The organism is Dietzia sp. HMSC21D01, from assembly GCF_001815995.1.
GTDB classification, from domain to species: domain Bacteria; phylum Actinomycetota; class Actinomycetes; order Mycobacteriales; family Mycobacteriaceae; genus Dietzia; species Dietzia cinnamea.
In genome coordinates, this window is sequence record NZ_KV823868.1 from 1 (window position 1) to 14,912 (window position 14,912).

Annotated in this window: 12 protein-coding genes; 2 read left to right on the forward strand and 10 right to left on the reverse strand. The window is 71.1% G+C overall.

Features of this window, described 5'->3' with window-relative positions; translation table 11 throughout:
• The 3 genes from HMPREF3086_RS06835 to HMPREF3086_RS06845 all read right to left on the reverse strand — a co-directional run.
• On the reverse strand, window positions 1-835 hold an 835-nt coding region (locus HMPREF3086_RS06835; RefSeq protein ID WP_083324337.1), incomplete at its 3' end, for a hypothetical protein.
• Window positions 836-908: 73 nt separating this feature from the next.
• Complete coding sequence (locus HMPREF3086_RS06840; protein ID WP_082767614.1) at window positions 909-2,429, reverse strand: phospholipase D-like domain-containing protein; 1,521 nt, start codon at window positions 2,427-2,429, stop codon at window positions 909-911.
• Window positions 2,426-3,592: an amidohydrolase family protein gene (locus HMPREF3086_RS06845; protein ID WP_061227847.1), complete on the reverse strand. Its 1,167-nt coding sequence runs from the start codon at window positions 3,590-3,592 to the stop codon at window positions 2,426-2,428. Before HMPREF3086_RS06845 ends, HMPREF3086_RS06840 begins: the two co-directional genes overlap by 4 nt.
• A gap of 132 nt (window positions 3,593-3,724) precedes the next feature.
• Here HMPREF3086_RS06845 and rraA point away from each other — a divergent pair, with 132 nt between their 5' ends.
• On the forward strand, window positions 3,725-4,207 hold the full coding sequence (rraA, locus tag HMPREF3086_RS06850) for a ribonuclease E activity regulator RraA (RefSeq protein WP_061227846.1): 483 nt from the start codon (window positions 3,725-3,727) through the stop codon (window positions 4,205-4,207).
• Window positions 4,208-4,215: 8 nt separating this feature from the next.
• Here rraA and HMPREF3086_RS06855 read toward each other — a convergent pair whose 3' ends face one another.
• The 7 genes from HMPREF3086_RS06855 to HMPREF3086_RS06885 form a co-directional block, all read right to left on the reverse strand.
• Window positions 4,216-4,578 (reverse strand): hypothetical protein, encoded by a 363-nt coding sequence (locus HMPREF3086_RS06855; RefSeq protein ID WP_061227845.1) that lies wholly within the window; start codon window positions 4,576-4,578, stop codon window positions 4,216-4,218.
• A 111-nt stretch (window positions 4,579-4,689) separates the two neighbouring features.
• Window positions 4,690-5,220, reverse strand: coding sequence for a hypothetical protein (locus HMPREF3086_RS06860; RefSeq protein WP_232303004.1), 531 nt, complete (start codon window positions 5,218-5,220; stop codon window positions 4,690-4,692).
• 23 nt (window positions 5,221-5,243) lie between these two features.
• A complete protein-coding gene (locus tag HMPREF3086_RS06865) occupies window positions 5,244-5,543 on the reverse strand; it encodes an RNA-binding S4 domain-containing protein (protein WP_231889028.1) in 300 nt (99 codons plus the stop codon).
• Window positions 5,544-5,568: 25 nt separating this feature from the next.
• Entirely contained in the window at window positions 5,569-5,916 is a 348-nt protein-coding gene (locus HMPREF3086_RS06870) for a hypothetical protein (RefSeq protein ID WP_007627346.1), read from the reverse strand.
• Window positions 5,917-6,005: 89 nt separating this feature from the next.
• Complete coding sequence (locus HMPREF3086_RS06875; protein WP_007627348.1) at window positions 6,006-7,478, reverse strand: glutamate synthase subunit beta; 1,473 nt, start codon at window positions 7,476-7,478, stop codon at window positions 6,006-6,008.
• Window positions 7,471-12,072: a glutamate synthase large subunit gene (gltB, locus tag HMPREF3086_RS06880; RefSeq protein WP_061227843.1), complete on the reverse strand. Its 4,602-nt coding sequence runs from the start codon at window positions 12,070-12,072 to the stop codon at window positions 7,471-7,473. The genes HMPREF3086_RS06875 and gltB overlap by 8 nt, the downstream gene beginning before the upstream one ends.
• 263 nt (window positions 12,073-12,335) lie before the next feature.
• Entirely contained in the window at window positions 12,336-13,388 is a 1,053-nt protein-coding gene (locus HMPREF3086_RS06885) for a hypothetical protein (RefSeq protein ID WP_141764022.1), read from the reverse strand.
• Window positions 13,389-13,516: 128 nt separating this feature from the next.
• On the opposite strand from HMPREF3086_RS06885, the gene HMPREF3086_RS06890 reads away from it, so the two are divergent.
• Entirely contained in the window at window positions 13,517-14,857 is a 1,341-nt protein-coding gene (locus HMPREF3086_RS06890; protein WP_083324338.1) for a DUF4921 family protein, read from the forward strand.
• Window positions 14,858-14,912: the final 55 nt, after the last annotated feature.

Consider the following 14,912-nt stretch of genomic DNA (forward strand, 5'->3'; position numbering starts at 1 on the left):
TGGCGGGGAGCTCGTCGTCGTCGTCGCCCCCGGTCGTGGCCCCGGGCGCACCGTCCGCGGCACCGGACGCGTCCTCGTCCTCCTGCGTCTGCCCGGCGGCCTCCGCCTCCGCGGCCGCCTGCGCCTCGGCGCGGCGGCGCTCGTTGTCCTCGTACGGGTCCTGCAGCGCGGCGATCTGCACCGCCTCGATGCTCCCCGCCAGCCCGCCGGGCAGCTCGGTGCCCGCCGCGGCCGCCGCGTCCGTGAGCAGCGCACCACCCTCGGCGGACCCCTCGACCAGGCCGTGCCAGAAGTCCAACTCGTGCGGGTAGAGCTCGCCCGCGTCCTGACGCTCGTCCAGCGCGGCGAAGTATCCGCCCGCGAACTGCAGGCTCAGAACGGGGAAGATGTACTCGGGGATCGCGATCGACCCCAACCCGATCGTGCCCGAGCCGACCGACCCGGTGGGGTTGACGTACACCGATCCCGGCAGGCTGCCCGACGACGCGACCGACGCCGCCGCCGACCCGCCCGCCACGCCCACGGCCTCGAGCGGCGCCACCGAACCCACGACCTCGCCGACCGACTGCGCGCCGTCGACCACCGGGGCGCTGCCCGTGTCCCGCAGGGCCTCCGAGCCCAGGCCCCCGCCGCCGATGACGATCTCGTCCGGCAGCTGGCCGATCAGCTGGTCCACGCTCGACACGCCCGTCTCGGGCAGCGTCGACCCCGCCCCCGGGGTGGGATCGTCCTGGGCCAGTGCCACGGCGGGCACGGAGACGGCCGCCACCACGGCGGCGGTGACGGCGGCGCCGAGGCGCCAGGTCCGGGCTCCGGGACCACTGGGCTGGGACATCACGACTAGGCCTCTCGTCACACGGCGGGCCCGTCGACCCGCGCACGGGTGAGCGTACTACTGCGGGATCGTGCTACTGCAGAGCCGAGGTCAGTCGGGCGACGTTGTCCACGTACCGACCCGCCCACGGCCGACTCATCCAGGCCTCCAACCCCAGGGTCGTGCACTCCTGGAGGTAGTCGTCCACGACGTCGTTGAGCTCCGACACCGCCTCCCCGCCGAGCACCAGCATGCTCACCTCGAAGTTGAGGTTGAACGACCGCTGGTCCATGTTGCTCGAGCCCACGACGCCCGCGTAGTCGTCGATGAGCACCGTCTTGGTGTGCAGCACGGCCGGCGAACGGAAGCGATGGATCACCACCCCGGCCTCCAACAACGCCCGGAAGTACGACCGCTGCGCGTGGTGCACGAGGAACTGGTCGGCGTGCTCCGGCACGAACACCTCCACCGACACCCCGCGGAACGACGCGGACGTGAGCACGTGCAGCAGCGCCTCGTCCGGCACGAAGTACGGGCTGACGATCCGGATCCGCTCCTGCGCGTGCGAGATGAGCTGGGTGAACATCCGCAGTCCCGGCTGCGTGCGGTACCCCGGTCCCGACGGCACCAGCTGGAACGCGCTGACCGGGTCCCCCGCCGTCGGGTCGCCGCCCTTACGGCCCGGGGCCAGCGGGGCGCCGAGCGCCAACTGCTCGAGCGTCCCGATGACCTCCCCCGACTCGGTGAACCAGTCCACCGCGAACACGCCGTCCATCGCCTGCACGATCTCCCCGCGGACCTCCATCATGAGGTCGACCCACTCGCGACCGAGCCGGGCGTTGCGGCTGCTCCCGTAGTGGCGCTCGATGAGGTTCTGCGAGCCGATGAAGCCGTGCTCGCCGTCCACGATGAGCATCTTGCGGTGATTGCGCAGGTCCGGGCGGCGGAAGCGGCCCCGGAACGGGTTGACCGGGAGCATGAGATGGAACTCCACGGGCGTCTTGCGCAGCTTCTTCCGCAGCCTGGTGAACCCCCGGTAGCGCAGGGACCCCAGGTGGTCCACCAGGACCCGCACCGCGACGCCCCGCTCCGCCGCCTCGACCGCGGCCGTGAAGAACTCGTCGGTCTCGCCGTCCCACGACTGCGCGTAGAACTCGATGTGCACGTGGTCGCGGGCCGCGCGCACCGCCTCAGTCATCGCCGCGAGCGACCGGCTGTAGTCCGAGTGCAGGGCCACGAAATCCCCGGACATCGCGGGGATCGCGGTGAGGGTCCGGTTCATCTCCAGGATGGTGCGCACGCCCGGCGCGACGCCCACGCCATCGGGGACGGTGGGCCGCTGCCTCAGCGCGTCGGCGTACAGCCGGTTGGCCTCGGCCTGGATGACGTGACGCCGGCCGGTGATGTACGGGTTGCCCAGGAGCAGGAACAGCGGCACGCCGACGACCGGGATGAACAGGATCGCCAGCAGCCAAGCCTGCGACGAGGACGGCTGCCGGTTCTCCGGCACCATCCCCAGCGCGAGGATCTTGATGACGTACTCGGTGATGAGCAGCGCGGAGGTGACACCCTCGGGGAAGGGGAGGAACGCGAGGCGATCGACGGCGGGGTTCACGCCGTCGGACGGGTCAGGACCGTGCCGAACGCCAGGGCTCGGGGGTCGATGACCGCGCCCCCGCGCATCGTCCACCGCACCACGCCCGCCAACGCACGCTGCGCGTACACCGAGTCCGCGGAACCCAGCTCGCGGGCCCCGGGCAGCACGACGAACGCCTCGTCGTCGGCGACCGCGGCGAAGTCCGCCCGCAATCCCTCCCGGATCTCCCCGCGATCGCTCAGCCCCACCACCGCGGCCGTGCTCCCGGCCATCCAGCGCGCGACGTCCGCCAGATCGAACCCGCGGCGCCGCGCCTCGGTCCACACCACCGACAACCCCAGGCGGGCCGAGGCCACGGCGTCGATGGTGCCGTCCCGCAGCGCGCCCCACAGCAGCTCGCGGTTGGCGGCGTCGCGGATAGGCGGATCGAGCCGCGCGACCTCCGATCCGCCGTGGGTGACCTCCGAGACCAGCGCCAGCATGTGGGGACTCGTCGAGGCCGTCACGGCCAGGCCCTCCGCCCGGGCGTCGCGCAGCAGGGGCAGCTCCTCGTGGTCGGCGACCGCGCGCACGTGCAAGCGACCGCCGGTCCGGCGGCAGACCCCCAGCAGCCCGGACAGATCGTCCACGCTGGCGTCCACCGCGAAGAGCCCGCCGTGTGCGGCGACCTCCTCCGCGGCCGCGACCAGTTGCGCGTGGTCCAGCGTCGGCGTGCCCTCCACGCCCTTCCCGGCGGCCACGGCGGACACCCCGAACACCCCGCGGTCCAGCAGGTCGCCGAGCCGGCCCAGGTTGTCCGGCACCGCCGCGCCCCACAGCCCGACGTCGACGGTCGACTCTCCGGTGACCTCGTCGCGCCAGCGATCCACGTCCTCCGGGCGGATGGCGACCGGGTCGCCGTCGGTGCCGTAGTCCACGACCGTGGTGATCCCGCCCTGCGCTGCGGAGCGCGTGCCGACCGCGACGTCCTCGGTACTCACGTGCGGGTCGACGAGACCAGGCATGAGGACGACGTCATCCCCCAGGTCGATCGTGTGGTCACCGGCCAGGCCGATGTCCCGTGCTTCCGAGCCCGTCCGCACCGACGTGATGACGCCCCCGTCCACCGTCACCGCCGCCTGCTGGATGCGGCCGTCGACCACCGCGCGGCGGGCGTGGATCAGGAGTTCGTACTGAGCCACGGAAGGCTCCTTCCGGTTTCTCGGACGTTGACGGGCACCCTCGATGTGGCCATTGTCCCCTACCGCGTGCTCCCACGCGGCGGCGCGGCCGGATAGCGTTAACCCGACAGACCACCGCCCAGGAGGACCCCCATGACCGACACCCCCGCCGGATTCATCCCCACCGCGGACCTCGTCGACGAGATCGGCGAGGACGTCCGCAGCTGCGACCTCCAGTTCCGCGACCTCGGCGGACGCACGGAGTTCTCCGGACGAATCTCGACCGTGCGCTGCTTCCAGGACAACGCACTGCTCAAGAGCATCCTGGGCGAGCCCGGCGAGGGGCGCGTCCTCGTGATCGACGGCGGCGCGAGTCTGCACACCGCGCTGGTGGGCGACATCATCGCCGAGCTCGGCCGCTCGAGCGGCTGGGCCGGCGTCGTGGTGAACGGCGCCATCCGCGACTCGGCGGTCATCGCCGGGATGGAGTTCGGCTGCAAGGCCCTGGGCACGAACCCGCGCAAATCCACCAAGACCGGCGAGGGCGAGCGGGACGTGACCGTCAGCTTCGGCGGGGTCGACTTCGTCCCCGGCGAGATGCTCTACGCCGACTCCGACGGGATCGTGGTGCGCTGACGGCGGATTCAGGAGGCGCCCGCGAGGCTCCCGATGGGGATCAGGAAGATCTCGCCCAGCGACGCCTCCGGTCCGTAGCTCCCGAGCGACCCCGGTGCGTACGAGCCCGTCGCGTTGGGCACGTCCACCGACAGGGCGACCGACCCGGTGTTGATGAGTCCGGAGAGCAGGTCCATGAGGGACCCCGTGCCCAGCGAGCCGTAACCGATGCTCCCGATCGCTTCACTCACGGCGGGCGACAGAAGCGCGCTGCGGATCGTTCCAGAGCCCTCTGAATCCTCGGGCTCCTGCGCCGTGGCGGCGCCCGCTCCCGTCAGCAGGGCTGCCGCGGCGAGCGCCGAAACGGTGGCGGCGAGGGTGGTGGCGCGCATGGGGTTCCTCCGAGGTCATCGCCCCGCCCTCGGCGGGTGCGTTCGCGGGTCATGATATCGGCGGTGACACCGACCGTGTGCGCGCCGGGCGTGTGCCGCGGTGATCGCCGGTCAGGCCTCGCGGCGGATCCAGCGCAGCAACGGCCCGAGCGAGACCCGATCGGTGAGGTCCAGACCGCCCAGTTCGAGCATGGACTCCTCCTCCGGGGTGCGGTCGGTCTTGCGCCGCAGGGCGGCCAGCGCGGTCTTGATCCCGAGCCGCTGCCGGAAGCCGAGCTGGTCCGGCGTGACCACGCCGCGGAGCTGGAAGAGCTTGAGGTCGCGCAGCTGATCGGACGAGAACTCGCTCGACATCAGCTCGATCCGGGCGTCGTCGGTGACCGGGGTGGGCCCGACCATGACGACGGCGACGCGGCGTCCGGCCTCGACGAGGGCCTCCCAGTTGTCGCGGATGAACGCCGAACCGCCCAGCCCACCACCGGGGCGCATCCCCGTGACGAGGACGACCGTCCCGGCGACCACCAGCTCGGCCGGATCGGCCGCGTCGTGATGGGTCGCCCGGGTGTCGAACTCCTCGGCCAGCCACGTGGCGTACCGGGTGGCACCGGGGTCGTCGTCGTGCAGCACCACTGGGGCCTGCACGGGCCCCCGTGAGTCCTCAGCCATCAGGTCGCGTCCCGTCCCTCGCGGGCGACGACGCGCGCCGCCCGGCCACCGATCTCCACCACGTCACCGTGAACCAGGCCGCGGCCGCGCCGGGTGTCGACCTCCCCGTTGACGCTCACCGCACCGGAGGCGACCGCGTCCTTGGCCTCGGCCCCGGAGTCCAGCAGCGAGGCCAGTTTGAGGAACTGGCCGAGCGTCAGCTTGCTGCTCAGGTCACAGTCGACGTCGTCGACGGGCGGACCGGCCGGAGGAGGGGTCGCCCGGGCGACCCGTCCCCGTCCTGCGATGTGGCGACTCATACCGCCGAGCCTATCGGGCGCGGCGTCACGCCACCGGATCCGTCCTCGGTGGCTGCTCGTCGAGCGGTTCGCCACGGCCGCGGCGGGTGACCAACGCCAGTCCCGTCCCGCCCGCCACGAGCACCGACGCCGCCAACACGAGCGCGACCGTCTGCACCCCGGACATGCCGAAGACCCCGGTGCCCTCCGGCTCGTCCACGACGGGCTGCCCGCCCTCGGTGGGCAGCGGCGGCAACTCGCTGAGGACCGGCAGTTCCGTGACGACCCCCCGGACCGCCGGGCCCGGCGGCTGCGCCGACGCCGCCGGCACGCCGACCAGCGCGACCGTCGCGCTGAGCGCGGCGATGACACTGGCGGGGCGACGGCTGACCATTGGTGCCTTCCATGACGGAGGCCGGACGGCCTGGAGACATAGTAGACCTGATCTTAGGTTCCATTAAGGTCAGGCGCCACGGTTGACCTTCAGCGCTGGGCCACATCCGTCGGCCGGACCGGCGCCGGCAGGGCCGTCTCCCCCATGAGGAACCGGTCCACCGAGGCGGCGGCCGCACGTCCCTCCGCGATGGCCCACACGATGAGCGACTGGCCGCGCCCCATGTCGCCGGCGACGAACACGCCCTCGACGTTGGTGGCGAAGGCGTCGTCACGACCGACGTTGCCGCGGTCGGTGAACTCCACCCCGAGGTCCGAGCACAGCCCGGACTTCTGCGCGCCGGTGAAGCCCATCGCGAGCAGGACCAGGTCAGCCGGGTACTCGAAGTCCGTACCGGGCACGGGCTCGAAGCGGCCGTCGACCATCCGCACCTCGGAGCCCTTCAGCGCGGTGACGTGTCCGCCCTCGCCGACGAACTCCGCGGTGGACACGCCGTAGACGCGCTCGCCGTTCTCCTCGTGGGCCGAGGCCGTGCGGAACATCAGCGGGTACATCGGCCACGGAGTCGACGCCGCGCGGGTGGCCGGCGGCCGGGGCATGATCTCGAACGACTTGACCGATTTCGCGCCCTGACGGGTCGCGGTGCCGAGGCAGTCCGCACCCGTGTCGCCGCCGCCGATGATGATGACGTGCTTGTCGCGCGCGTGGATGGCGGGCAGGCCGTCGGCGTCCACGACCGGGTCGCCGACCGCGGCCTTGTTGGCCAGCGGCAGGTACTCCATGGCCTGGTGGATGCCGTCGAGCTCACGACCGGGCACCGGCAGGTCGCGCCGCATGGTCGCGCCACCGCACAGGACGACAGCGTCGAACTGGGCGCGCAGCTGCGACGCGGTGATGTCCTTGCCGACGTTGACGCCGGGACGGAAGACCGTCCCCTCCGCCTCCATCTGCGCCAGGCGACGATCGATGACCGCCTTCTCCATCTTGAACTCCGGGATGCCGTAACGCATGAGCCCGCCGATGCGGTCGTCGCGCTCGAAGACGGTGACGGAGTGCCCGGCGCGGGTGAGCTGCTGGGCCGCCGCGAGGCCCGCGGGGCCCGATCCCACGACCGCGACGGTCTGCCCGGTGCGGAACGACGGGATGACCGGCTCCATGCCGCCGTCGGCCCACGCGGCCTCGGCGATCTCCACCTCGACCTGCTTGATCGTCACCGGCGGCTGGTTGATGCCGAGGACACAGGACCCCTCGCAGGGGGCCGGGCAGAGCCGACCGGTGAACTCCGGGAAGTTGTTGGTCGCGTGGAGTCGGTCCACCGCGTCGTCCCACTTGCCCCGGTGCACCAGGTCGTTCCACTCGGGGATGATGTTGCCCAGCGGGCAGCCCTGGTGGCAGAACGGGATACCGCAGCCCATGCAGCGGGACGCCTGGGTGCGGATCGAATCCTCGGGCAGGACCGTGGACTCGTAGACCTCTTTCCAGTCCATGATCCGTAGGTCGACGGGGCGGCGCCGGGGCAGCTCCCGCTCGGTGTGCTTGAGAAAGCCCTTCGGGTCAGCCATTTGCGGCCTCCATGATCGCCTCGTCCACGTTGCGTCCGTCCTTCTCCGCCTGCTCGATGGCCAGCAGCACGCGCTTGTAGTCGCGCGGCATGACCTTGGCGAAGTGATTCACGTTCTGGGCCCAGCCACCGAGGATCTCCCGGCCCCGGGCCGAATCGGTCTCCTCCACGTGGCGCTCCACGATCCCGTGGAGGAACTCCACGTCCTCGCTGGTGAGTTCCTCGGTGTCGACGAGCTCGGCGTTGAGGTTCTCCGCGAGGACACCGCGGGGATCGTAGAAGTAGGCGACGCCACCGGACATCCCGGCCGCGACGTTGCGGCCGGTCGGGCCCAGCACGACCACCCGTCCACCGGTCATGTACTCGCAGGCGTGGTCGCCCACGCCCTCCACCACCGCGGTGACGCCGGAGTTGCGCACGCAGAAGCGCTCCCCCACCATCCCGCGCAGGAACACCTCACCTGCGGTCGCGCCGTAGCAGATCACGTTGCCGGCGATGATGTTGTCCTCGGCCACGAAGTCGGGGGCCGCGTCCTCGGCCGGACGCACCACGATGCGTCCACCGGACAGTCCCTTACCCACGTAGTCATTGGCGTCGCCGAACACGCGCACCGTCACGCCCCGGGCGAGGAACGCCCCGAGCGAGTTACCGGCGGACCCGGTGAAGCTCAGGTCGATCGACCCGTCCGGCAGGCCGGCGGCACCGTGGGCCTTGGAGATCTCGTGACTGAGCATCGTGCCGACCGAGCGGTTGACGTTGCAGATCGGGTAGCTGCCCGTGAACGGTCCCGTCGCCGCGTCGGCGATCACGGCGCGCGCGTCCTCGATCAGCGTGCGGTCCACGACGCCGTCGAGCTTGTGGTCCTGCGACTTGGTGCGACGCAGGTCCTGGTGCATGAAGGGCGACTCGGCCTGGGCGAAGATCGGCTCCAGGTCGAGCTTGGCCGCCCGCTTGTTGTGGGCGAAGGCCCGCGACTTGTCGAGGCACTCGGTGTGCCCGATCGCCTCGTCGAGCGAGCGGAAGCCCAGCTCGGCCAGGTACTCGCGCACCTCTTCGGCGATGAACTCCATGAAGTTCACGACGTACTCGGCCTTACCGTTGAACCGCTCGCGCAGCACGGGATTCTGGGTGGCCACGCCGACGGGGCAGGTGTCGAGGTGACACACGCGCATCATGACGCAGCCGGCCACGACGAGCGGCGCGGTGGCGAAGCCGAACTCCTCGCCGCCGAGCAACGCGGCGACGATGACGTCACGCCCCGTCTTGAGCTGGCCGTCGACCTGGACGACGATCCGGTCGCGCAGACCGTTGACGAGGAGCGTCTGCTGGGTCTCGGCCAGGCCGAGCTCCCACGGGCCGCCCGCGTGCTTGAGCGAGGTCAGCGGCGACGCTCCGGTGCCGCCGTCGTGGCCCGAGATGAGGACGACGTCGGCGTGCGTCTTGGACACGCCCGTCGCGACCGTCCCCACGCCCTGCTCGGCCACGAGCTTGACGTGGATCCGCGCCTCCGGGTTGGCGTTCTTCAGGTCGTAGATGAGCTGAGCCAGGTCCTCGATCGAATAGATGTCGTGGTGGGGCGGGGGCGAGATGAGTCCGACGCCCGGCGTCGAGCCGCGGACCTCGGCCACCCACGGGTAGACCTTGCCCGGCGGGAGCTGCCCGCCCTCACCCGGCTTGGCGCCCTGCGCCATCTTGATCTGGATGTCGGTGCAGTTGGCCAGGTAGTGGCTGGTCACGCCGAACCGGCCGGAGGCCACCTGCTTGATGGCGGAGCGACGCCAGTCCCCGTTCGGGTCGGGGTCGAAGCGGTCGACAGCCTCCCCGCCCTCGCCGGAGTTGGAGCGCGCCTGCAGGCGGTTCATCGCGATCGCCAGCGTCTCGTGCGCCTCGGCCGAGATGGAGCCGTAGCTCATCGCGCCAGTGGAGAACCGCTTGACGATCTCGGAGACCGGCTCGACTTCCTCGATCGGCACGGGCGGGCGGTTGCTCTTGATCTCGAACAACCCGCGCAGCGTCGCCAGCCGCTCCGACTGGTCGTCGACCAGGCGGGTGTACTCCTTGAAGATCTCGTAGCGGCCCGTGCGCGTGGAGTGCTGGAGCTTGAACACCGTGTCCGGGTTGAACAGGTGGTACTCGCCCTCGCGGCGCCACTGGTACTCGCCGCCGATCTCGAGCTTGCGGTGCGCGGCCTCCTCTGGCCGCGGCAGGAACGCGAAGCGATGCCGGAGGGCCACGTCCTCGGCGATCTCGTCCAGGCCGATGCCGTCGATGGGGCTGACGGAGCCGGTGAAGTACTCGTCGCACAGCTCCTGAGACAGGCCGGTGACGTCGAACAACTGCGCGCCGGTGTACGAGGCGAGGGTGGAGATACCCATCTTGGACATCACCTTGAGAACGCCCTTGGCGGCGGCCTTCCGGTAGTTGTCGCAGGCCGCGGCGGTGTCGACCCCGATGAGGTCGCCGTTCTTGACCAGCTCGTCGATCGACTCGAACGCCATGTACGGGTTGATCGCGTTGGCGCCGTACCCGAACAGCACGGCCATGTGGTGGACCTCGCGGGCGTCACCGGACTCGACCACCAGGCTGACGCGGGTGCGGGTCTTCTCGCGCACCAGGTGGTGGTGCACCGCCGAGGTGAGGAGCAGCGAGGGGATGGGCGCGTTGCGCTCGTCGGACTCGCGATCGGAGAGCACGATGAGGGTCGCGCCGGCCTGGATGGCCTCGGATACCTCTCGGCGGATGCGCTCCAGCGCGATCCGCAGGCCGCGGCCGCCGTGGGCGACGTTGTAGAGCCCGCGGACGACCACCGACCGCAGGTTCGGGCGGGAATCCCCGGCCTCCAGCAGCGTGGCGAGGTCGGAGTTGCCGAGGATCGGGTTGGCGACCTTGACCTGACGGCATGAACCGGGACCCGGGTTGATGAGGTCACCCTCGGGACCGAGGGTCACACCGTAGCTGGTGACGAGTTCCTCGCGGATGGCGTCGAGCGGCGGGTTGGTCACCTGCGCGAAGCGCTGGGCGAAGTAGTCGAACAGCATCCGCGCACGCTGGGACAGCACCGGTAGCGGGGTGTCCGTGCCCATCGACCCGATCGCCTCGGCACCGCTCCCGGCCATCGGGGAGACGAGGATGCGCAGTTCCTCCTCGGTATATCCGAAGACGCGCTGACGCAACACCACACGCTCGTGAGCCATGTAGGGCTGCTCGACCCGGGGCAGGTCTTCGAGCCTGACCAGGCCCTCGTCGAGCCACTGCTTGTACGGGTGCTCGGCGGCCAGCTGCGACTTGATCTCCTCGTCGTCGATGATCCGCCCCTCGGCGGTGTCGACGAGGAACATGCGACCGGGCTGCAGGCGGGTCTTGGTGACGACCTTGTCCTGCGGGATGTCGAGCACACCCACCTCGGACGCCATCACGACGAGGCCGTCGTCGGTCACCCAGATGCGGGAGGGGCGCAGGCCGTTGCGGTCCAGTACGGCGCCGATCACGGTGCCGTCGGTGAACGTGATGGACGCCGGGCCGTCCCAGGCCTCCATGAGTGAGGCGTGGTACTCGTAGAAGGCCCGCTTGGCCGGGTCCATGGTCTCGTGGCGTTCCCACGCCTCGGGGACCATCATGAGCACGGCGTGCGGTAGGGGCCGGCCGGCCAGGGTCAGCAACTCCAGCGCCTCGTCGAAGCGCGCGGTGTCCGACCCTCCCGGGGTGCAGATCGGCAGCGCCGCGGGCAGGTCCTCGATGCGGTCGCTGGTCATGAGCGCCTCGCGGGCCCGCATCCAGTTCTCGTTGCCACGCGCGGTGTTGATCTCACCGTTGTGCGCGACGTAGCGGAACGGGTGGGCCAGCGGCCATGCGGGGAACGTGTTGGTGGAGAAGCGCGAGTGGACGATGCCCAACGCGGACTCGACGCGCTCGTCCTGCAGGTCCAGATAGAAGTCGGGGAGCTGCTTCTCGGTGAGCATGCCCTTGTAGACGAAGGTGCGCGGGCTCAGCGACGGGAAGTACACCGTCTCGGAACCCAGGTCGCCCTTGCCGGCGCCCTTCGAACCGAGCTCGTGTTCGCAACGCTTGCGCACCACGAAGCACTTACGCTCGAGCGCCAGGCCGGTCAGGAGCTCCCCGCCCGCGCCCGCGGCCTTGACGAAGATCTGGTTGATGGTGGGCTGCGCGTCACGTGAGATCGCGCCGACCGTCGAGTCGTCAACAGGGACCTCGCGCCAGCCGATCACGGTCACCCCCTGCTCGGCGGCGATCCGCTCGACCATCCGCATGGCGTCCATCGCCAGCATCCGGGATTGGGGGAGAAAACAAAGGCCGGTTGCATATGCCCCGGCCTCAGGTAGTTCTACGTTCTGCTCCTCACGCATCACCTCGCGGAGGAACAAGTCCGGTACCTGGATCAACAAACCCGTGCCGTCGCCGGTGTTGGCCTCGGCACCCACGGCGCCGCGGTGCTCGAGGTTCACCAGCGCGGCGATCGCCTTCTCGACGATGTCCCGGGACTGGCGTCCGTACATGTCCACCACGAACGCGACACCACACGAGTCGTGTTCGTATTCAGGGCGGTACAGGCTTCTGGGGCCGGGAGTCGTCATCATGTGTTCGCCTTCGCTTGTCGACGGGCGGACTCCGTGGTGGCTGGAGCACCCGTACTCAGAGGACCGAGGTCCTCCGGCCCGGAAATAATATGGGGAAGGGGGGCACATCACACAACTCGGAAAAGTCAAACCTGCGACCTTGACGTGGGAAGGCGATTCCACCTTGTGAGATTTCTCTCAGCACCGTGCCCGTCGACCGCAAACGACACCGCAGTCCCCGCCCCCCGCGTGAGCGGCTGAGGCGGGGACTCCTCTCAGGCTCCTCACCGAATGAACGGCAGGGGTGGCAGCGACACCCCGTCCGGAAGGAACACCTGGTAATCACCCAGGGAGCCGGTGGTGACCACGACCGCGTTCACCCCGACCGGGACCCCCGCCACGTCGGCGCCCACGCCGGGTTCACCGCCGCGCCCATTGGGCACCGACGGCCCGGGCGCGGGGGGAGCCTCTCCCACGATCGCGCCGGCGGCGACCGGCGCCGGGGTTCCGGGGAGCGGCGGGAGGGCGATCCCCAGATTGGCCGCGGCCTGGACGATCATCGGCCCGGCCGCGACCGACCCACCGATCGCGGCGACAGGAACCAGGAGCGGGAGCGAGCCGACCGCCGAACCCCCCGGCAGGGATCCGAGTGGCAGTGATCCCGTCGCCGAGCCGAGCGGCGCGAGAGATGCCGTCAGCGATCCCAGGGGCGCGAGCGACCCCGCGGCGGATCCTGGCTCCAGAGAGCCGGAAGGAAGCGAACCCGACGACAGGGAACCCTCCCCGGAGCCCGCTCCCGACCCCATCTGCGAACCCATGGACACCATGACAAGCAGGCTCACCAACGACCCTGCCTCCATAGACCCCGGGGCCGCCGAGCCGGGCTCCGAGGACTCCGGATCCAGCGACCCCGGATCCAGTGAGCCCGGCTCGAGCGACCCCTCGGCCGAGCCTTCCGCCGAGTCCGGATCCAGCGAGCCGGGACCGGAGGGCCCGGGCGACGAGCCCGGATCCTGAGAACTCGGGCCCAGCGAGCCCGGGTCCAGTGAGCCCGGCTCGAGGGATCCCCCGACCGAGCCGATCGGCGGCAGGGACCCGGCGCCGAGCGAGTCCGGGCCCAGCGAGCCCGGGTCGAGCGAACCCGGGCTCAGCGACCCTGCGTCCACAGCGCCGTCCGAGCCGAGTGCGAGTTCGACGTCGAGGGCGAGCTCGGCGGCGAACTCGGCGGAGCCGGTCTGGGCGTGCGAGACGGCGGCCGCCCCGGCGATCGTCAGGGCGGCGGCGCCGCCCACGGCTGCCAGTCGCAGTGGCAGTGGCAGTGGGTGATGTGAACTCATGGACGCTCTCGATTCCCCCGTGGCTCCGCATCGCACGGAAGCCGCTGATGAGCTATAGCCCACCCTCACGATACTGTTATCCAGGTCACAGTTCCACCGCTAAATCAGATCCCTCTAGGCTCACGCGGGTGACCACCACCTCCCCACCCGGCGGCCCGACCGCGCTGCTGCGGCGCATGGCCGACGGCACCGTCAAGCAGGTCAATCCCTTCACCGGCACCCAGGTGTGGACGGTCCCCGGCCGGGCGCACCGACCGATCGAGCACGCGCCCGGCAGCGTCGTCGCGGTGGACCCGGCCGAGCCGGAGGCGCACTGCGCGTTCTGCACGACGCGCCTGCGCGAGACCACCCCGGAGAAGGCGCGCCTCGTCCGCGAGGGGGACGCCTGGGCCGTCCTCGACGAGGTCCCGGCCGACCGGCTCGACGCCACCACGCCCGAGTTCCGCCTGATCGGCAACCTCTTCGAGATCGTCTCCCTCGACTACTGGAGGTCGGTGCACGGCTACCGGATCCCCGACCGCGCCGCCGACCATCAGGCCGCCTATCTCGCGTCCCCGGCCGGCGCCGAGCACGTCCGGGCCCTGGTCCGCACCCGCGTCGTCGCCGCGCAGGGCGACCCGGCGACCGCCGACGCCATGGACACCGCCGCCCTCGCAGAGCACTCGGAGAGCTTCTTCGGCGGGTGCCACGACGTGGTGGTCGCGCGCCGCCACCTCGTCGACGGCGCAGCCTCCAGCGACCGCCACGCGTCGTCGGGGGAGCTGACGCCGGAGGAGCACGAGCAGTACGTCGCCTTCACGGTCCGTGCCATGCGGGGGCTGTACCGCGACAATCCGCACGCCGCGTACGTGTCGGTTTTCCAGAACTGGCTCGCGCCGGCCGGCGCGTCGTTCGCGCACCTGCACAAGCAGCTCGTGGCGATCGACGAGGTCCCCGCCAAGACCTCCCGGGAGATGGCGGCGCTCGCCCGCGAACCGGATCTCTACAACACGGCCGGGATCGATCACGCGGTGGCCGAGGGCCTGGTGCTGGCGGCCAACGAGCACGCCGTCGCGGTGGTCGGCGTCGGCCACCGCCACCCGGCACTGGTGGTCTACTCGAGGTCGCGGGCCGGCCGGCCGTGGGAGCACTCGGCGGCCGAACTGCGCGGGGTCTCCGATCTGCTGCACGCCTGCCACGCCGCGACGGGGCCGCTGGTGCCGTCCAACGAGGAGTGGCACACCCTGCCGCCGGGCTCGGCGGGGGACGACGCGGCGATGCCGTGGCGGATCGTGCTCAAGTGGCGCATCTCGACGCCGGCCGGGTTCGAGGGCGCGACCGGGATCCACGTCAACACGATCGACCCGTGGGGCCTGCGGGACCGGGTGGCGCCGCGCCTGGCGCGGCTGCGGGCGGCCGGCCGTATCGCCGACATGGCGTTGGGGGCCGAGTGCGGGGACATGCGGGGGGCGCTGCGCTACGCGCGGTGACGACGACGAGGTGCGCCCGGCCCGGCCGGCGGGCGTGGCCGGTCAGTGGCCGCGG